The sequence below is a fragment of the Brachybacterium sp. J144 genome (assembly GCF_036321705.1).
In the GTDB taxonomy this organism is placed as follows: Bacteria; Actinomycetota; Actinomycetes; order Actinomycetales; family Dermabacteraceae; genus Brachybacterium.
In genome coordinates this window covers 63733-82422 of sequence record NZ_JAZDCG010000014.1, presented here as the reverse complement: position 1 = coordinate 82422, position 18690 = coordinate 63733, and the positions used below count along the sequence as shown (strand labels likewise).

20 protein-coding genes are annotated in these 18690 nt (G+C 73.0%); 10 read left to right on the top strand and 10 right to left on the bottom strand.

All coding sequences use genetic code 11. From position 1 onward, the window contains the following. Window positions 1–124: 124 nt before the first annotated feature. The 6 genes from V1260_RS06505 to V1260_RS06480 all read right to left on the bottom strand — a co-directional run bounded on the left by V1260_RS06505 (window position 125) and on the right by V1260_RS06480 (window position 4637). The gene (locus V1260_RS06505) at window positions 125–445 is read right to left on the bottom strand and encodes a DMT family transporter (RefSeq protein ID WP_329745992.1); all 321 of its coding nucleotides are present in this window, start codon (window positions 443–445) and stop codon (window positions 125–127) included. Next, complete coding sequence (locus tag V1260_RS06500; protein WP_329745991.1) at window positions 442–900, bottom strand: DMT family transporter; 459 nt, start codon at window positions 898–900, stop codon at window positions 442–444. Before V1260_RS06500 ends, V1260_RS06505 begins: the two co-directional genes overlap by 4 nt. Then, window positions 897–1517, bottom strand: a complete 621-nt coding sequence (locus V1260_RS06495; RefSeq protein WP_329745990.1) for a TetR family transcriptional regulator — start codon at window positions 1515–1517, stop codon at window positions 897–899. Before V1260_RS06495 ends, V1260_RS06500 begins: the two co-directional genes overlap by 4 nt. Before the next feature lie 102 nt (window positions 1518–1619). Continuing rightward, entirely contained in the window at window positions 1620–2339 is a 720-nt protein-coding gene (gene larB, locus V1260_RS06490; protein WP_329745989.1) for a nickel pincer cofactor biosynthesis protein LarB, read from the bottom strand. Beyond that, window positions 2332–3288 carry an ATP-dependent sacrificial sulfur transferase LarE gene (larE, locus tag V1260_RS06485; protein ID WP_329745988.1) on the bottom strand — a complete coding sequence of 319 codons (957 nt, stop codon included), beginning with the start codon at window positions 3286–3288 and terminating at the stop codon, window positions 2332–2334. The genes larB and larE overlap by 8 nt, the downstream gene beginning before the upstream one ends. Then, on the bottom strand, window positions 3285–4637 hold the full coding sequence (locus V1260_RS06480) for a lactate racemase domain-containing protein (protein ID WP_329745987.1): 1353 nt from the start codon (window positions 4635–4637) through the stop codon (window positions 3285–3287). Before V1260_RS06480 ends, larE begins: the two co-directional genes overlap by 4 nt. Before the next feature lie 185 nt (window positions 4638–4822). Between V1260_RS06480 and V1260_RS06475 the strand changes: the two genes are divergently transcribed. Both V1260_RS06475 and V1260_RS06470 read left to right on the top strand, forming a co-directional pair. Further along, entirely contained in the window at window positions 4823–5392 is a 570-nt protein-coding gene (locus tag V1260_RS06475; RefSeq protein ID WP_329745986.1) for a GNAT family N-acetyltransferase, read from the top strand. Window positions 5393–5723: 331 nt separating this feature from the next. After that, a complete protein-coding gene (locus V1260_RS06470) occupies window positions 5724–6299 on the top strand; it encodes a dihydrofolate reductase family protein (protein ID WP_329745985.1) in 576 nt (191 codons plus the stop codon). Between the two features lie 13 nt (window positions 6300–6312). On the opposite strand, the gene V1260_RS06465 is transcribed toward V1260_RS06470, so the two are convergent. Beyond that, on the bottom strand, window positions 6313–6846 hold the full coding sequence (locus V1260_RS06465) for an AAA family ATPase (RefSeq protein ID WP_329745984.1): 534 nt from the start codon (window positions 6844–6846) through the stop codon (window positions 6313–6315). 78 nt (window positions 6847–6924) lie between these two features. On the opposite strand from V1260_RS06465, the gene V1260_RS06460 reads away from it, so the two are divergent. The 3 genes from V1260_RS06460 (at window position 6925) to V1260_RS06450 (ending at window position 10470) form a co-directional block, all read left to right on the top strand. After that, window positions 6925–7602 (top strand): GntR family transcriptional regulator, encoded by a 678-nt coding sequence (locus V1260_RS06460; RefSeq protein ID WP_329745983.1) that lies wholly within the window; start codon window positions 6925–6927, stop codon window positions 7600–7602. Further along, on the top strand, window positions 7602–8876 hold the full coding sequence (locus tag V1260_RS06455) for an MFS transporter (protein WP_329745982.1): 1275 nt from the start codon (window positions 7602–7604) through the stop codon (window positions 8874–8876). Before V1260_RS06460 ends, V1260_RS06455 begins: the two co-directional genes overlap by 1 nt. A gap of 211 nt (window positions 8877–9087) precedes the next feature. After that, complete coding sequence (locus V1260_RS06450; protein WP_329745981.1) at window positions 9088–10470, top strand: amino acid permease; 1383 nt, start codon at window positions 9088–9090, stop codon at window positions 10468–10470. A gap of 119 nt (window positions 10471–10589) precedes the next feature. On the opposite strand, the gene V1260_RS06445 is transcribed toward V1260_RS06450, so the two are convergent. After that, complete coding sequence (locus tag V1260_RS06445) at window positions 10590–11219, bottom strand: NADPH-dependent F420 reductase (protein WP_329745980.1); 630 nt, start codon at window positions 11217–11219, stop codon at window positions 10590–10592. A gap of 104 nt (window positions 11220–11323) precedes the next feature. Here V1260_RS06445 and V1260_RS06440 point away from each other — a divergent pair, with 104 nt between their 5' ends. Then, entirely contained in the window at window positions 11324–11803 is a 480-nt protein-coding gene (locus V1260_RS06440) for a MarR family winged helix-turn-helix transcriptional regulator (RefSeq protein ID WP_329745979.1), read from the top strand. 9 nt (window positions 11804–11812) lie between these two features. Further along, the gene (locus tag V1260_RS06435) at window positions 11813–12721 is read left to right on the top strand and encodes a phosphotransferase (protein WP_329745978.1); all 909 of its coding nucleotides are present in this window, start codon (window positions 11813–11815) and stop codon (window positions 12719–12721) included. Window positions 12722–12791: 70 nt separating this feature from the next. Here the strand turns inward: V1260_RS06435 and V1260_RS06430 are convergent, their stop codons facing one another. Then, window positions 12792–14927 (bottom strand): heavy metal translocating P-type ATPase, encoded by a 2136-nt coding sequence (locus V1260_RS06430; RefSeq protein WP_329745977.1) that lies wholly within the window; start codon window positions 14925–14927, stop codon window positions 12792–12794. 92 nt (window positions 14928–15019) lie between these two features. Continuing rightward, the gene (locus tag V1260_RS06425) at window positions 15020–15844 is read right to left on the bottom strand and encodes a sugar phosphate isomerase/epimerase family protein (protein WP_329745976.1); all 825 of its coding nucleotides are present in this window, start codon (window positions 15842–15844) and stop codon (window positions 15020–15022) included. 175 nt (window positions 15845–16019) lie between these two features. Between V1260_RS06425 and V1260_RS06420 the strand changes: the two genes are divergently transcribed. From V1260_RS06420 to V1260_RS06410, 3 genes are all read left to right on the top strand, one after another. Further along, the gene (locus tag V1260_RS06420) at window positions 16020–16658 is read left to right on the top strand and encodes a hypothetical protein (RefSeq protein ID WP_329745975.1); all 639 of its coding nucleotides are present in this window, start codon (window positions 16020–16022) and stop codon (window positions 16656–16658) included. Window positions 16659–16814: 156 nt separating this feature from the next. Further along, on the top strand, window positions 16815–17411 hold the full coding sequence (locus V1260_RS06415) for a CueP family metal-binding protein (protein WP_329745974.1): 597 nt from the start codon (window positions 16815–16817) through the stop codon (window positions 17409–17411). A gap of 163 nt (window positions 17412–17574) precedes the next feature. After that, window positions 17575–18537, top strand: a complete 963-nt coding sequence (locus V1260_RS06410) for an aldo/keto reductase (RefSeq protein WP_329745973.1) — start codon at window positions 17575–17577, stop codon at window positions 18535–18537. Window positions 18538–18690 lie beyond the last annotated feature (153 nt).

Below are 18690 nucleotides of genomic sequence, written 5' to 3'. Positions count from 1 at the left end.
CTGTCCCGGGCGGGCGCTCCCTCGGCGCCGGGGCCGACGGGGGTCGCGGCCCGCAGTCTGCGAGCGATCCTACCCCGCACGGAGGGCAACCGGCGGCAACTTCCATACCGGGCGCCGCCTCGGCTCAGTGCGCCCCGCCGAGCTCCACGAGCAGGACGCCGACGACGATCAGCCCCATGCCGCCGAGCATCACCGGAGTGAGCGCCTCGCGGAAGAGAAGCCGGGAGAGCAGAGCGGTGGCGATGATACCGACGGCCGTCCAGACACCGTAGGCGACGCCGAGCGGCATGCCCGCGGCGAGCGCACCGGAGAGCAGGGCGAAGGCGAGGACGTAGCCGAGCACGACGGGGACGTACCAGCGACGCCTGCCGGTCGCGGCCATCCGCAGGGAGAGCGTCGCTGCGACCTCGGTGAGGATCGCCCCGGAGAGCAGCAGCCAGCTCATCGCTCACCTCCGCCGACGATCCCCCGGACGCTCGCTCCGCGCTCCGCCTCGAGCGGGCCGCCGACCTCTCCGCCGAGCTCCGCGGCCAACTCCGTCTCGCCGCGGGAGCCGGGCGGGGTCGCCTCCGCGCGGCGGGCGCTCTGCGCGCCGAGCTCGACGACCGCCACCCCGGCCGCGATGAGCACGAAGCCGGAGATCGTCAGTGCGGTGAGCGATTCACCGAAGAGAACGGCGGAGGCGCCGGCGGTGAGCACGACCCCGCTCGCGCCCCAGAGGCCGTAGGCGACGCCGAGGCCCATCCCCCGCCGCAGCACCTGGGCGAGCAGCACGAAAGTGGTCACGTATCCGACCACGACCACGACGTACAGCGCGGGATGGTCGAGTGCGCCGCGCAGGGACAGTGTCGCGGTGACCTCGGAGAGGATCGCGCCGACGAGCAGCAGCCAGGCGGTCATGCCGCACCTCCGAGCAGGTCATGGGCGAGGGCGCGGACGGCGTCGAGCTGCGCGGCGGATCCGGCCCCGAGACCGCTCGCGCGGTCAAACCAGACCCCGTCGGCCATCAGGCGCACAGCGAGCAGGCGCGCGGCATGGCCGCCGCCGCCGCCCTCGACCCTGTCGGCGTCCGCGTCGGACGGGAGGTCGAGCCAGCGGACGACCTGCTCCTCCCAGCGCTCGGTGAGGGCGACGCGCAGGTTCGGGTCGGCGAAGATCACGAGGTCCGCGGCGGAGAGCGCGCCGGTGCAGGCCCAGTCGAGATAGGCGAGGACGCGCTGCGCGGCGGGGACCTCGGCGAAGTCCGCGATCTCGGCCCCGTGCCGCGCCCCGACCAGAGCGAGCATCTCGCGCTCGTAACGGGCGGAGAGCCGCTCCAGGATCGCGCCGAGCAGCTCCTCCTTGGTGGCGAAGTGGTACATCAGCCCGGGCTTCGTCACGCCCGCGGCGCGCGCGGCCGAGTCGAGGGTGAGCGTGCCGCCCTCGCCGAGGTGCGCCTCGGCGGCGTCGAGCATCGCCTCGCGGGCCGACGGGCGGTGCGCGGGGCGTGCGGGCGGCGCGGGGCGCTCGGGTGACATGGGGCCTCCTGGTCCGACGGGGATACCCGTTACTTTACCGACCGGATGGTCAAGTAACGCAAGCAGCGATCACCCTCGGTGTGACGCGGTTCTCCTCCGCGGCTACTCCCCCGGCGCGGGGGCCCAGCGGGCGATCTGCGCGGCGAGGTGGCCGGCGCCGTAGCCGTTGTCGATGTTGACCACGCCGATGCCGGGCGCGCACGCGGAGAGCATGGTCATCAGGGCGGCCTGGCCACCGGCGGCGACGCCGTAGCCGACCGAGGTGGGCAGCGCGACGACGGGGGCGCTGATCTGGCCCGCGACCACGGTGGGCAGCGCCCCGTCCATCCCCGCGGCGACGACCACGCAGGCCGCCTCGCGCAGTTCCGGGAGGCGGGACTGCAGGCGGTGCAGGCCCGCGATGCCGATGTCGGCGATAAGCCGCGTCGGCCGACCGAGATAGCGGGCGGTCAGCTCGGCCTCGCGGGCGACGGGGAGGTCGCTCGTGCCGGCGCAGGCGACGATCACGAGGCCGCCCGACGGCGCGGGCGGCTCGGCGGGCCAGGCGAGCAGGCGCGCGACGGGGTCGTGGTGGGCGTCGGGCAGGGCGGCGAGCACGGCGGCCGCCCGCTCGTCGTCGGCGCGGGTGAAGAGCACCGGGCCGAGGTCGGTGCGACCGGTCGCGTGCAGGCGCGCGTACTCGGCGACGATCGCCGCGACCTGCTCGACGCTCTTGGCGTCGCAGAGCACGGCCTCGGGGGCGCCGCGGCGGGAGGCGCGGTCGAGGTCGAGGTCGAGGAAGCCCTCGATCCTGCCGGCCCCGTCGGCCGCCCCGTCAGCCACGGCCGCCCTGACCGACGATCTGCAGGGAGAACAGGCCCGAGCGAATCCCGTCGAGGTCGATGGTGACGTGCTGGAAGCCGGTCTCCTTGCCAGCGGCGACGAGGGCCTCGCGGATCGCGGGCTCCATCGCGCGGGGCAGCTCGTCCGTGGGCAGCTCGATGCGGCCGACGCTCCCGTGGTGGCGGACCCGGCAGTCGCTGAAGCCCTGCTCGTAGATGGCGTCCTCGAGATCGTCGATCTGGCGCAGCTTCTCGGGCGTGACCTCCTGCCCGAAGGGGATGCGGGAGGCGAGGCAGGGCGCGGCGGGCTTGTCCGCCACGGGCAGCGACATCTGCCGCGCCACCTCGCGGACCTGCGACTTCGTCATGCCGACGACGGACAGCGGCCGCAGCACCCGGTGCCGGGTCGCGGCGCCCGCACCGGGGCGGTCGTGACGGGTGGCGTCGTCGGCGTTCTCCCCGTAGGCGACGGCGTCGAGCTGCTGCTCGCCCACCACGTCCTCGCCGATGCGGGTGAACAGCTCGTCCTTGCAGTGGAAGCACCGCGCGCCGTCGTTCTTCTGGTAGTCGGGGTTCTCGCCCTCATGGGTGGGGACCTCGAGCACCTCCGCGCCGATGACGCGCGCGACCTGGTGGGCGAGGCGTCGCTCGCGGCGGGCGAGGGACGGGGAGACGCCCAGGAGGGCGACCACGTTCTCGCGGCCGAGGGCCCGCACGGCGAGCGCGAGCAGGGTCGCGGAGTCGACGCCGCCGGAGTAGGCGACGCCCAGCTTCGTCACGCCCGCGAGCTCGGCGGAGACCGCGTCGGCGAGCTCGAGCGCCTCGCCGGTCAGGGCGTCGGGCGTCATCGCCTCCGCCTCGAAGCCGGGATGGCCGGGCGCGAACAGCGAAGTCGGGGCCGACAGGGCGGTGCCGAGGGTGAGCGGGACGGGCTCGCGGAGGGAGGTCACTTGGCCTGCCCGTCGGCGCCGTCGCGCTCGGAGGCGAGGCGGAAGAGGACCTCGCCCGCGTGGTCGATCACGAGGGTGTCGGGGTCGTTGCGCAGCGCCTCGATGTCGAGGGAGGCCGGGTCCATGTACAGCACGTTGTGCGCCTCGGTCTCCTCCTGCGAGATGGAGGTGGCGAAGTAGCGGTTCACGCGCTGCTTCTCCTCGCCGGTCTCCGGGTCGTAGGTGCCCAGTCCCGTCACGTGCGTGGAGTGGGCCAGCTCGCCCCAGGGGTGGTCCTTGAACCGGTCCCACTGCTTCGTGAAGTACTCGATGTTGTGATAGCCGATCTCGCGGATGCCGGGGTGCATTGCGGCGACCTCGGTGATGTGCGGGGCGTAGATGATCACGTCGCCGCCGTCGGCGCAGACGGGCTCGGACTTGTAGAAGCCCTTCGCGCCGGTCCACATGTCCTCGTACATCTCCGGCACGAGGGCGACGATGCGCTTGTAGGGCTTCTCGACGTAGGTGATGTGGGTCTGCGCGGAGATCTTCGCCATCGCGGCCCAGGCGGCCTGCGGGTCGCCGAACGCGATCGCGCCGAGATCCTGGCCGCCCTCGGCGACGTCCATGGTGAAGGCGTACTTCTCCGACGGGATCAGCTCGCTCGCGGCGTTGATCAGCTGGCGCACGGGGGTGATGCCGAGGGTGCCGATGATGCGGCTGGCGGTGATGAGCGCGCCCACCCAGTGGGAGATGTCGATGACGTCATGCACCGAGCAACCGGGGAAGAAGTACTTGTTGCCGCCGGAGAAGCCGACGACCTCATGGGGGAAGACCGGGCCGACGATCAGGTTGACGTCCGACTCGACGCAGAGCCTGTTGATCTGCACGTTCATGGGCACGTCGGTGAGCAGGCCGCCGGTGAGCTCGGCGATCTGCTCGGCGGGGATGACGCCGAGGTCCGCGATCTGGGAGGGGTCGTCCCAGGCGTGGTTCAGGACCGTCCACTCCGGATAGGTGGCCTTCGCGCCGCGCTCGGTCGCGCCGAGGAGCTGGTCGATGGCCTGCCCGCTCATCGCTGCGTGGGTGCCGAGCGCGATGAGCACGGTGACGGAGGAGGCGCGGCCGGCGAGCGCGGCATGGATCGCGGGCAGCACCTTGGGGAGGGGGACCGAGCGGGTGCCGTCGGGGATGATCAGGCAGACGCTCTTGGCGTCGAGGTCGGCGGCGGCGAGCTGCTCGGTGACGAAGCCGGAGATCTGCTCGTCGGTGAGGATCCCCTCCGGTCCGCCGAGGAGGGCGGCACGTTCCGCGAGTCCCTCGGGGATCGGCTGGATCGTGGGCAGCTGCGTCGCCGTCGTCTCGCTCATGGAGCCATGATGCGTGCTCTGACCGGGGGCGACAAGGAGGGCCAGGCTGTTGCCACGGGGCCGGGAGGGGCCGACGGGCGCGGTTGCATGTCGCCGCCCGGCCTGGCCGCCCCGGCCACACAGCGGTCAGGTCGAGGACAACGGGGCCGATCGGTCCCGCAGTGGCCGGGCGCTAGGGTGACTCGGTGACCTATCCCGACACCGTGCCGTCGATCGCGCTGAGCAGACTCGCTCCCCGCGGGACGGACCGCGACCGCCTCCTCTCCTTCCTCACCTCGAACGTGTTCCCGTTCCACGTGACGTCGCGACGCACGGCCGAGGAGGTCGCCGCGTCGATCGACGAGGGAGCCTTCGAGAACGACGAGACGAGGAGCTTCTGGCTCGACCATGCCGATCTGGGCACGATCGGCCTGGTGCGCCTCGAGGACCTCGAGGACCCCACCCCCCTGCTCGACCTCCGCCTGGCCGAGGAGTTCCGCGGAAGGGGGCTGGGCGCCGAGGCGCTCCGCGAGGTCACGCGCCACGTGTTCGCGCACTTCGAGGAGGTGACGCGCTTCGAAGGCCAGACCCGGGAGGACAACATCGCGATGCGCCGCACCTTCGTGCGCTGCGGCTGGGTGAAGGAGGCCCACTACCGCGAGTCCTGGCCCGTCGAGGGCGGGGCACCGCTGGCGTCCGTCGCCTACGCGATACTGCGTCGCGATTGGGAGAGCGGCACGACGACCCCGGTGCCCTGGAACGAGATGGGGCTCTGAACCGTCTGGCTCGGGGCGCTGCCGATCCGGGAATGCTCGATGAACCGCGGACTTCCGTCTCCACTACCGGTGCGCCCTGGGAGATCCTCGCAGCGCTCGACTCCGAGGCCGCCGCCTCCGGCGCGCGACGGGCGCTTCGGGACACGGAGTCGACGCGCGAGGATCGACAGGCCGGATCTGACTCCCCCGGGCACTCAGCGCGGCGCCGCGTCACTGCCTGTATCTCGTGTCGGGTGCACCCTCGCCCACGGCTGACTACTGTGCACACGACGGCCCCGGCGCCTCGGCGCCCTGACGAGCACCCCCGGGCCGCCCCACCCCAGGAGAACTCATGGCTCGAGAACTGATCTGGACCGGCTTCATGACCCTCGACGGCATCGTCGACTCCCCCGGCGGGGTGGTGGAGGGGCATCCGCAGGGAGGCTGGGTGCTCAGCACACCTTTCGATGAGGAGGCCTTCTCCCTCAAGGGTGAGGAGATCGCCGAGACCTCCGCGCTGATGTTCGGCCGGCGCAGCTACGAGGCCTTCGCCCCGGTGTGGAACGGCTCCGCCGACCACGCCGCGTACCAGGACCTCCCGAAGATCGTCGTCTCCTCCTCGCTGGATGAGGCGAATCTGCACGAGGGCTGGGGCGAGACGCGGATCCTGCGCTCCACCGAGGAGGTCGCCGCGGAGAAAGCCGGCGACGGCGGCGCGATCTTCATCCACGGCAGCGCGGAGCTCGCCCGTCGGCTCGGCGAGGCGGGGCTGATCGACCGCTACCACCTGCTGCTGTTCCCGGTGACGCTGGGGACAGGCAAGCGATTCCTCCCCACCTCCGAGCACGACTGGCAGGACCTGCGCCTGCGCGACTCCGCCGCCTACGGCAACGGCGTCGTGAAGCTGGTCTACGACGTGATGCACTGACCCCTGCGCCACCTCAGCGGATCGCGGGCGGCCACCGGTCCGCGCGCCATGCGTCCCAGTCCGCGAAGCCCTCCGGCGGTGCCGGGATCGGCTCGCTGCCGTCGACCTCCTCCTCGCTGGGGCGCTGGAAGACGCCCGCCCAGGAGGCGAGCTCGGCCTCGGAGATCGGCCAGGTGGTGTGCGGTTCCTCGGCGAGGCGCCGGCCCAGGCGGCGTCGCTGCTCGGCGAGGTCGACGTCGCAGAAGAGCATCACCACCTCGGCGCCCCGGTCGGCGGCCGCCTGCCGCAGGCTGGAGCGCTCGTCCTTGCCCCAGAGCCCGAAGTCGAGGACGACGCTCACTCCGAGCTCGAGGGCACGCAGCGCGATCCCCACGAGCCGGCCTTCGATGACGTCGGAGGCCTGTTCGGGGTTCTCGCTGCCGTAGAGCGCCTTCATCCACTCGTCCTTGGTGAGCCGCAGCGCTCGGTGCTCGGCCTCGATCCGGCGGGCGGCGGTGGTCTTGCCGGTGCCGGGCAGGCCGACGGTGAGGAACAGGGTCGGGGGCACGGGGGTCTCCTTCGACGGGTCGTCTCATTCTCAGGGCTCGACTATGCATTCTTTGATGCATGCATTAAGGTCGCCCGCATGCCCGCCCCCACCCTGCCCTGGCTCGACGACCGCGAGAACCGCCCGATCGCGACGCAGATCGCCGCCGCGACTGCACGGCAGATCGCCGAGGCCGCGATCGAGCCGGGCACCCTGCTGCGCGAGGTCGAGCTCGCCGCCGAGCACGGCGCGAGCCGCACCCCGGCCCGCGAGGCGATGCTGCAGCTGGAGACCTGGGGGCTCGTGCGCCTCCTGCCGAAGAAGGGCGCCCTGGTCACCACGCCGACGGCGCGCGAGCGGGAGGAGCTGCTCTCGGTGCGCGCGATGCTCGAGGGCCACGCCGTCTCCCGGATCGCGCCCGACGAGACCCGTCGCACCTCCCTCGTCGAGGCGCTCGCGCCGGTGCTCACGGCGCAGAAGGCGGCGACCGATCGTCCCGCGGACTTCGCCGTCCACGACTACGCCTTCCACCTCACCCTCGCCTCCCACGACGGCAACCGCGTGGTCGAGGAGGTGCTGCGCGCGCTCGGACCGCGGCTGTTCCGCCTTACGCATCTGGCCGTCCTCTCCCCCGCCGCGGACCTGCCCGCACTGCACCGCGAGCACATCGAGCTCACCGATGCGGTGGCGCGCGGGGACGTCGCCGGCTTCCGCCAGATGATCGAGGGCCACCTGCACGCCGGCCACGACGATGCTTACTCGGTGGTGTCCGAGTGATGCGCGCACGGATCCCGGCCTGGCTCGCCGTCGCCCCGACGGGCTTCCTCCTCGCCTGGGGCGGCAATCACTTCACGCCGCTGCTGCACGTGTACGAGACCGTCGGCGGCTATGCGCCCTGGCAGGCGAACCTGTTGCTGGGGATGTACGTCGCCGGTCTCGTCCCCGGGATGCTGCTGGCCGCGGGGCTCTCGGACCATCACGGCCGTCGGCCGATCGCGATCGCTGGCCTGCTCGCCGGGGCGCTCGGCAGCGTGGTGCTTGCGGCGAGCATGTCGAGCTTCGTGCTGCTGTGCGCCGGCCGCGTCCTTGCCGGGATCGGCGTGGGTGTCGGCATGTCGGTCTGCTCGACCTGGATCAAGGAGCTCTCCTCCGCCCCGCACGACCCGCGCGCGACGCCGACCGCCGGAGCGCGACGCTCCTCGATGATCCTCACCCTCGGCTTCGCGCTCGGCGCGGGCGTGACGGGCTCGCTCGCCCAGTGGGCGCCGCTGCCGGGGCAGCTGCCCTTCCTCGTCCATCTCGGGCTGTGCCTGCTGGCCGGGATCGCGCTGCTCGCGGCGCCGGAGAGCCTGCCGCGCGAGCTGCGGGCCCGCGGCGCGCTGCGCGATGACCTGAGGGTCTCCTCGGTGAGGCATCCCGTCTTCGCGCGGATCGTGCTGCCGGCCGGGCCGTGGGTGTTCGCCGCCGCTGGCGTCGCCTACGCGATCCTGCCCGCGACGGTCGAGGAACAGATCGGCGATGCGGCGACGATCTACGCGACCGGACTGACCGTCCTCACCCTCGGCATCGGTGCGATCGCGCAGGGTGTGGTGGGTCTGATCGACCGCCTCACCCGCGGCCGCGCGCTGGTCGTGGGCCTGAGCGGCATGAGCGCGGGGATGATCCTCGCCGCCGTCGCCGCGGATCTGCGCCGCCCGGTGCTGGTGGTGGGCGTCGCGGCACTGCTCGGTGCGTCCTACGGGGTGTGCGTGGTGGCGGGGCTGGTCATCGCCCAGTCCCTCGCCTCTCCGCGCGAGCTCGCCGGGATCACCGGCGTCTACTACTCCCTCGCCTATCTCGGTTTCCTGCTGCCGACGATCCTCGCGGCGCTCACCCCGGTGCTGCCGTACACGGGCGGACTCGCGATCGTGGCCGCGGTGTGCGTGCTGTGCCTGGCGACGGTCGCCTGGGGTCTGCGCCGTCCGCTGCCGGCGCCGGCGAGCACCTCGCCCGCGCCGCTGCCCGAGGAGGTGCGGGTCGAGCCGGAGGTCGCGGCCGTCGCGACATCCTGAGGCAGGCGGCGCACGCAGCGGCTCCCCGGTACGGCCCCGGCCCCTCCCCGGCGCGCGGCCCCGCGGCACGGACCCGTCGACACCAGCCCACATCCGACGTGGCCGGACACACGTACCCCGCGCCCCGTGCCGCCCCGTACCGTGTCAGAGGCACAAGAAGTGCCTGCGGCGCCCGCGCCGTCCCCTCCTCGCCCCCGGAGCCACCCTCGCGATGAGCACGTCCACGCAGCCGACCCCCACCACTGCGACCACGCGTCGCCGCCCCGGGCTCTCGGCGCGACACCTGCACTTCATCGCGCTCGGCTCCGCGATCGGCACGGGGCTGTTCTACGGCTCGGCCGGCGCGATCCAGGCCGCCGGCCCCTCCGTGCTGCTGGTGTACCTCCTCGGCGGCGCGGTCGTGTACTTCATGCTCCGCGCGCTCGGCGAGATGGCGGTGCGGCTGCCGATCCAGGGCTCCTTCGCCGAGTACACCCGCCGCTTCCTCGGCCCCTGGGCCGGGTACATCACCGGCTGGATGTTCGCCTTCGAGATGCTCATCGTGTGCCTCGCGGACCTCACCGCGATCGCGATCTACCTGCGCTTCTGGTTCCCGGACACCGCCCAGTGGATCTGGGTGGCGCTCACGCTGCTGATCGTCGGTGCCGCGAACCTCGCGAGCGTCCGCTGGTTCGGGGAGCTCGAGTTCGCCTTCACGATCGTCAAGGTCGGCGCCGTGATCGCGATGATCGCGGGCGGCGCGGCGATCCTCGCGTTCGGGCTCGGCGACGCCTCGACGCCGACGGGCCTCGCGAACCTCACGGACGACGGGGGCTTCTTCCCGAACGGCCCCAGCGGGATGATCAGCGCGTTTATCCTCGTGCTCTTCGCCTTCGGCGGCACGGAGATCATCGGCGTCGCCGGCACCGAGGCGGAGGACCCCGGCAAGGCGATCCCGAAGGCCGTGAACACGGTCCCGGTGCGGATCCTGCTGTTCTACGTCCTCGCGATCGGCGTGATCCTGCTGCTGACCCCGTGGCCGCAGATCACCGGCGAGGAGTCCCCCTTCGTGCAGATCTTCGACACCCTCGGCGTGAGCTGGGCGGCCGCCGCGCTGAACGTCGTGGTGATCACCGCCGCGCTCTCCGCGATCAACGCGGACCTCTTCGGCGCGGGCCGCGTCGTCGCTGGCATGGCGCGTCAGCGCCTGGCGCCGGCAGCCCTGTCCCGCACGGTGCGCGGCGTGCCGGCGGTCACCACGCTGGCGATGCTCGGCGTGCTCGTGGTCGGTGTGGCGCTGAACTGGGCGCTGCCGGACGAGGTGTTCACGATCGTCGCGTCGCTCGCGACCTTCGCGACCGTCTTCGTGTGGCTGATGATCCTGCTCGCGCAGGTGGCCTCGCGCCGCGGCATGAGCCGCGAGGAGCGGGACGCCCTCGAGTTCCCGGTCGCCTTCTGGCCCTACGGGCAGTTCTTCGCGATCGCGTTCATCCTGTTCACCCTCGGGATCATGGTGTGGATCCCGGAATACCACATGGCGCTCGCGGTGGGAGTGGGCTTCACCGTGCTGATGTCGCTGCTGTACGTGAGCCTGGTGCGCCGCAGTACCCGCTGACGTCCCGTCCCTCCCCCGAGCACCGGCCCCTCCGGGCGCCCCGGATGCGACGAGCCGCCCGGTCCCCCTCGGGGGCCGGGCGGCGTCGGTGCGTCGGCGGAGGGCCGCTCAGCGACGGGTCACTTGCGCAGCGCGAACCCGCCGGTCCAGCCGGTGATCTCGCGGGCGGCGAGGGTCATCTGCAGGAAGCCGACGGCCTCCATCTCGCGGGCCCGCTTGAGGGAGCCCGCGTCGATGCCCTGGACGCCACCGGCGGTGACCAGCTCGATCAGGGCGGTCTTCGCGGCCTCGTCATCACCGGCGACCAGCACGACGGCGGGGACGTCGCCGCCCACCCGGCCGGCGGCGAGCACGCCAGCGAACAGGGTGTTGAAGGCCTTGACGACCTTCACGCCGGGGAGCTTCGCCTGCAGCTCGGCGGCGGCAGAGGAGTCGGCGGGGACGGTGAGGGAGTCGAAGGTGGCGAAGTCGACCGGGTTGGTGACGTCGACGACGACCTTTCCGTCGAGCTGCGCGCCGTAGGTGGCGACGAGCTCGTCGAAGGCGGTGACCGGGACGGCGAGGACCACGATGTCGCCGGTGATCGCGTCGCCGACGACGCCGGCGCTGCCGGAGACCTGCGCGGCGAGGGCGGCGGCCTTCTCCTGGTCACGGCCCAGGACCTGGACCTGTGCCCCGCCCTTCGCGGCGAGGGCGGCGACGGCGGAGCCGACGTTGCCGGATCCGATGACGGTGAGGGTGGTGCTCATGGGGGTTCTCCTGGAGGGTCGAGGCGCGGGGCGATGATTTCGTTGCCCGTTCAACTACATCGTACCCACATAGTTGCCCGGGAAACAACCCCTAGGATGGCGGCATGCCCACCGACGATCCCGCCGCCCCCCGGGTCCCCCGGATGGATCCTGTGCACGCCCGCGCGTGGCGTGCCCTGGTGGCCGTCGGAGAGCAGCTCCCCACCCGGCTCGACGCCCAGCTCACGAACGATGCCGGCATCATCAACGTCGAGTACGCGATCCTCGGCGCCCTCGTCTCCGCCCCCGGCTCGACGCTCCGCATGGGCGCCCTCGCCGAGCGGTCGCTGTTCTCCACGCCGCGCACATCCAAGGCCGTCACCCGGCTGCAGAAGCGCGGGCTCGTCGAGCGGATCAGCTGCGCCGGCGACGGCCGCGCCATCAACGTCCACCTCACCCGCGAGGGGCTGCGCACCTATCTCCGCGCCACGCCCCCGCACATCGAGCTCGCGCGCGACACGATCCTCGGGGACCTCACGGACGAGGAGCTGACCACCCTCGCCGATCTCCTCGACCGGGTGATCCCCCGGCTCGGCACCGATTGAGGGACCGCGATGACCGAGCCGATGCATCACGGCCAGCTCGAGCTCTCCCCGGAGCTCGCCGCCCAGCTCGTCACACAGCTGCTGCCCGGCACCGACCCCGCGACCATCCGCCTCCTGCCGAGCTCGGCGACGACGAACACGGTGGTGCGGATCGGCGAGGACCTCGCCGCCCGCTTCCCGCTCCAGCCGACGGACCCGGACGCCGCCCGGTCGGCCCTCGCCGCCGAGCTCGAGGCGATGGGCGAGTTCGCGGCCGTCTCCCCGCTGCCCGCCCCGGACCCGGTCGCGCTCGCGGAGCCGTCCGCCGCCTTCCCGATGCCCTGGTCGGTGCAGACCTGGATCCCGGGCGAGGTCGCAGACCCGCTGACGATCGCGGGCTCAGATGCCGCGGCCGACGACCTCGCCGCCCTGCTCCTCGCGCTGCGGGCCGTCCCCACCCGGGGCCGACGCTTCCGGGGTCCCGGCCGCGGCGGCGAGCTCACGGCCCACGAGGACTGGGTGCGGGAGTGCCTGGAGCGCTCCCGCGACCTGCTGCCCGTCGGCCCCCTCGCCGACCGCTGGGAACGCTGGCGCACACTCCCCCGACTCTCCCTGGACGTGATGAGCCACCGCGACCTCATCCCCGCGAACCTGCTGACCGCGGAAGGTCGCGTCGTCGGCGTGCTCGATGCCGGCGGGTACGGGCCCGCCGATCGGGCGCTCGACCTCGTCGGCGCCTGGCACCTGCTGGACGCGGCGCGGCGCGAGCAGCTGCGGAAGCGTCTGGGCTGTTCCGACCTCGAGTGGGAGCGCGGGGCGGCCTGGGCGTTCGTGCAGGCCATCGGCCTGGTCTGGTACTACGAGCGGACGAACTGGACGATGGCCGAGCTCGGCCGCTCGACGCTCGCGCGGCTGCTGGAGGACCCCGCGGTCGGCTGATCGCTGGCCCCACGGCGAGGCGTGGTTCGCCGAGCTCCGAACGCGCGTCGGGGGCTGAGCGGCCGCGGGCTCAGCGTCGGGCGGCGACCGTCTCGGGGCGCAGGTCCAGGCGGCGCAGGAGCTGCGCGTTCAGCGCCACCACCACGGTCGAGGCGCTCATCAGCAGCGCGCCGACGCTCATCGGCATGACGAACCCGATCGGCGCGAGGACCCCGGCCGCGAGCGGGACGGAGATCAGGTTGTATCCGGCGGCCCACCAGAGGTTCTGCCGCATCTTCCGGTAGGCGGCGCGGGACAGCTCGATCACCGACAGCACCGAGCGCGGGTCCGAGGAGGCGAGCACGACCCCGGCGGAGCCGATCGCGACGTCGGTGCCGGCGCCGATCGCGAGGCCGACGTCGGCCTGCGCGAGGGCGGGCGCGTCGTTCACGCCGTCGCCGACCATGGCGACCCGTCGGCCCTCGCCCTGCAGCGCCGCGACGCGCGCGGACTTGTCCTCGGGCCGCACCCCGGCGTAGATCCGGTCGATGCCGAGCTCAGCGCCGACGTGCTCGGCGACGTTCTGCGCGTCCCCGGTGATCATGACGACCTGGAGATCGCGGGCGTGGAGCGCGGCAATCGCCTCGCGGGACTCCTCGCGCACGGCGTCGGCGAGCTTCAGGGCGCCGACGGACTCGCCGCCCCGCAGCACGTGCAGCACGATCGCGCCCTCCTCGCGCCAGGCCGGGGCCTGCTCGAGCTCGGCGGCGCCGGTCTCCTCGAGCAGCCGCGGTCCGCCGACGCGGATCTCGTGCCCTCCGATCCGGGCGCTCACGCCGAGCGCGGGGGTGGAGGTGACCTCGGAGGCGGCGGGGACGGCGACCCCGTCGGCCGCCGCGCGATCACGGATCGCGCCGGCCAGGGGGTGCTCGCTCTCGGACTCAGCCGCGGCGGCCAGTCCCAGCAGGGTCTGCTCGTCGAGCCCGCTGCCGGGGGCGACGGCCACCGCGGAGAGCTCGGGCTCGCCGCGGGTGAGGGTGCCGGTCTTGTCGAACAGGACGGTGTCGACCGTGCGCATGCCCTCGAGGGCGAGGCGGTCGGTGACGAGCACGCCGGCGCGGGCCGCGCGTTCGGTCGCGAGCGAGACGACCAGCGGGATCGCGAGCCCCAGGGCATGGGGGCAGGCGATGACCAGCGCGGTGACGGTGCGGATCACGGCCTCGTCGGGCATGCCCAGCAGCGTCCAGGCGAGCGCGGTGAGCACGGCGGCGCCGAGCGCGAACCAGAACAGCCAGGCGGCGGCGCGGTCCGCGATGCGCTGGGCGCGGGAGGAGGAGGACTGAGCCTCGGCGACGAGGCGCCGGATGCCGGCGAGCGCCGTGCCCTCCCCCGTCGCGGTGACCTCGAGGCGCAGGCTCGAGTCGGTCGCGACGGTGCCGGCCACCACGCGGTCCCCGAGGGTGCGCACGACCGGCCGGGACTCGCCCGTGATCATCGACTCGTCGACCTCGGCGCGACCCTCGACGACGGTGCCGTCGGCCGGGACGGACGCGCCGGGGCGCACCAGCACGAGATCTCCCTCGCGCAGGTCGGTGGGGGCGACGGTGACGATCTCGTCCCCGTCGATCCGCTCGGCCGCATCAGGCAGGAGCGCGGCGAGGGAGTCCAGCGCCGAGGACGTCTGCGCGAGGGAGCGCATCTCGATCCAGTGCCCGAGCAGCATGATCACGATCAGCAGCGCGAGCTCCCACCAGAACTCGAGCTCGTGGTGGAGCAGGCCCAGGGTCGCGCCCCAGGAGGACAGGAACGCGACGGTGATGCCGAGGCTGATCAGCAGCATCATCCCCGGGGTGCGGGAGCGGAGCTCGGAGAGCCCGCCGGTGAGGAACGGCTTCCCGCCCCACGCGTACATGACGGTGCCGAGGATCGGTGCGATCCAGCTGAGGCCCGGCACGTCCGGGATCGTGTAGCCGATCAGGTGCGCGAACATCGGCGAGAGGCCGACGACGGGGACCGCGAGGACGAGCATGATCCAGAACAGCCGCCGGAACTGCGCGACGTGATCACCATGGCTGCCGTGCCCACCATGGCTGGCATGGCCGGCGTGGCCGCCGGGCTCGTGCTGGTGGTGGTCGTGGCCCGCCGCGTGATCGCCGTGCGGATCGCGGCCGTGGTGCGATTCGTGGCCGTCGTGACCGACCCCTCCGTGCGCAGGCGTCGTCTCCATGCGACAAGACTATACCCCTAGGGGGTATTAATCCAGGGGTCCGGACCTTTCTGTCCCGGCCCCCGCACCAGGCTCCGCAGCTCCCGCCCTGCTCAGCCCGCGACCTCCGTCACCAGGGTGCTGAGCTGTTCGAGCCGGCCCCACTCGTCGTCGTCCGCCCCGGCGTAGACAAGCGAGAGCCGCCCGGCGTAGCCCGCCTCCTGGAGGACGCTCAGGGAGCGCGTGAAGTCCTCGGCGTCGAGCGACCCGTCGGCGTTCTCCCGCGCCTTGACCTGCGAGCATTCCGCGATCCCGGCGACCTGGGCGATCTGCTCGTACTTGTCGGCGCCGGTCCAGTTGCCGGTGTCGGCGAGCAGTCCCACCTCGCCCTCGCACAGCTCGAGCAGGCGGCGGGTGGTGGCCGCGTCGATCAGCAGCGCCTTCCAGTTCTCGGTGAGGACGCGGAGGTCGGGGTGCTCGGCGGCGAGAGCGCGCAGCCCGCTCGCGCTCCGGACGAGGACCTCCTCGCTCGGCGCCCGGTCCCCCGCGGGCACGCGCACCCGGGAGATGCGGAGCTGTTCGGCGACGTCGAGCCACCCGGAGAGCCAGCGCTGATGCTCGGCGCCGTGCTCGGGGTGGGTCATGTCCCCGTCGTCGACAAGGAGGACCTCGAGATCCACACCCGCCTCGTCGAAGGCGGCGCGGAGCTCGGCCAGGTAGGGCGACTCGGTGGTGGGGAGGTAGAAGTGGCACAGCTGGGCGCTGGCGAACCCGTGCGCGGCGAGCTGCGCGGGGAGTTCGAGCAGGGGCAGTCCCGTGGTGGAGCGGTTCTCGGGCATCCCGCCCGAGGGCATGCTCCCGGGGGCGACGAACCGGCCCAGGGTGCGGAACAGGGACCAGGTGTGCAGGGCGTTCGTGGGGTCGAGGGCAGTGGTCATGGGGCGTCTCCCGGACGTCAGGGCGACGGCCGCGGCGGCCCGTCGCACGGGTGTACGACGGTACTCGCGACAGTGCGCCGCGTCACTCGCCGCCCGACGGTGCAGAGGTGGTGAAGGCCCTGGCGGATGCGCCGCAGTTCCTGCAGGGTGAGGCCTCGAGGGGAAGGAGCGCCCCATGCGCCCGAGACGGAGTCGTCGACTGGACCTGCAGGATCTCCCGCGCGCGCTGGCGGCGGCGCTCGAGGGGGCGCTGCGCGGCGAGGAGGTGCTGCTCGCGCGCGGCGCCGCGGTGCTGGGAACCCTTTCCATCGCGCCCCTGCAGCATGCCGGCGGCGTGCTCGAGGGTGCCCTGATCGCCCCGGACCGCGCGGAGCCGGAGCCTGCTCCGATCCCCTCGGGAGCCCTCGTGGTCGCGACCGCCATGGAGCTCTCCGTCGGGGCGCGGAGCCGCCTCGCCGAGGAGTTCGGGGAGGGCTTCGTGGTGCTCGACCTGCACGAAGCGCCGCCCACGGCCGACGTGCTGCTGGTCCCGCCGATCAGCCCGCAGCTGCTCGCGGCGTTGAGATCCCAATTCCCCCGCGCCCGGATGCTGATCGCCGAGATCGAGGACGAGGACCTCGGGGTGCACTACGCCGGTCCGGTCACCCGGATGCTGGAGGCGGGTGCCGCGGGCTACCTGCCCGCCGGTCCGCTTCCGGACGTCGCCCGTTCGGTGCGGGAGCACCTGGACCGGCAGACCGCTCCGACACTCGGCCCCGGGGTGATGAGGCACGGTGATCGCCCGGGCGGCGCGCTCCCCCCGGCCTCCCGCTGAGCCCGACGCCGCGGCGCCCGATGCGCACGTCCCGGCGACGCGGGAGGCGCCGCCCCGTACGCGGACTCCCCGCCGCGGGGCCGATGGTCCCGTGCACGGGGATACCGGTGAGGGGTACGGTGGGCGCGGTCTCGTCGTCCCCCGGAGGAAAACCCCATGCCGCTGATCCTGCCGCGCCGCGCCCTGCTCGTCACCACGAGCCTGACCGCACTCGCCCTGGCAGGCTGCTCCTCCCCGTCGACGGTCGGCACCGAGCCGACCGACGACGCCGCCTCGCCCCTCCTCGCCCGCCACGATCTGCCGACCACCGACGCCCGCGCCGTGATCGATGCGCTCGAAGCGCTGCCGCTCGAGGAGAAGCCCTCGGGGCTGCTCGCCTCCATCGGCACCGAGGAGCTGACCCTGGCCGAGGAGGATGGTCGCGAGGCCACGCTGCCGCTCCCCGCCGAGCAGGTGTATCTCGCCGTCGCGCCCTACGTGGAGTCCACCCATGAGTGCTTCCTGCACTCCCTGACCACCTGCACCGGCGAGCTCGCGGGGCAGGAGGTGCAGGTGCGGGTCTCCGACGGCGGCGCCCGGCCGCTGATCGACGAGGCGCGGACCACCGCCGCGAACGGCTTCCTCGGCCTGTGGCTGCCCCGCGACCGGGCTCTCACCCTCACTCTCGGCACCGAGGCCGGGGAGGTCTCGGCCACCCATCGCACCCTCGCCTCCGCCGCGACCTGCCTGACCACGATGCAGCTGCCCGGCTGACCGATCGCCCGGGAGCGGGCCGGCCCGAGCACCCGTCGGCTCCCTGACCCCTCGTCTCCCGCCCTGGAAACCCCTCGCCACCACGTGGGAACGGGCGTAGTCTCCGCCGCGGCGGACCCCGCTCGCGATGCCGCGACGCCGCCTCCCCCGAGGAGTGATCAGGATGCAGTACGCCCAGCTCGGCCGCACCGGCGCCACCGTCTCCCGTCTGGTGCTCGGCACGATGAACTTCGGCCCGCACACCACGGAGGAGGACTCCTTCGCGATCATGGACCGCGCCGTCGACGAGGGCGTGACCTTCTTCGACACCGCCAACGTCTACGGTGGTAAGGAGCATCGGGGGCACACCGAGGAGATCGTCGGCCGTTGGCTCGCCCGCTCCGGGCGCCGCGACGAGATCGTGCTCGCCACCAAGGTGTACGGCGAGATGGGGCCGGGGAAGAACGACCGCGGCCTGTCGGCGCTGAACATCCGCCGCGCGGTGGACGCGTCGCTGCGCCGCCTGCAGACGGACCACATCGACCTCTACCAGATGCACCACGTGGACCGCTCGACCCCGTGGGAGGAGATCTGGCAGGCGATGGACCTGCTGGTCGCGCAGGGGAAGATCAGCTACGTCGGCTCCTCGAACTTCGCCGGCTGGCACCTCGCCCAGGCGAACGAGGCCGCCGCCCGCCGCGGCTCGCTGGGTCTGGTCTCCGAGCAGTCCCTGTACAACCTGCTGTCGCGCTCGATCGAGCTCGAGGTGCTGCCCGCCGCGCAGCACTACGGCCTTGGGGTGATCCCCTGGTCGCCGCTCGCGGGCGGCAAGCTCGGCGGCCGCCGCCCCGACGGGGTGCGCCGCAAGGACGCCGATCGCCGCCACGACCCCGCGGACCTCACCGAGCAGCTCGAGCGCTGGGAGACCTTCTGCGCGGACCGCGATCTCGCCCCCGGCCAGGTCGCCCTCGCCTGGCTGCTGCACCAGCCGGGCGTGCTCGGCCCGATCATCGGCCCCCGCACGATGGAGCAGCTCGACTCCGCGATCGGCGCCTTCGACATCTCGCTGACCGACGAGGACCTCGCCGCGCTCGACGAGATCTTCCCCGGCCCCGGCGGTCCCGCCCCGGAGGCCTACGCCTGGTGACCCCGGCTCAGCCGACCAGCAGGCAGAACGGGTGCCCCTCGGGGTCGCCCATCACGTAGAGCGGCTCGTCGGCGTCGGTCGTGCGGTCCAGCAGCTCGGGGTACCTCATCGTGGCCTCCTCCCATGCGGCGTACCCTCGGGCACGTCCGCCGC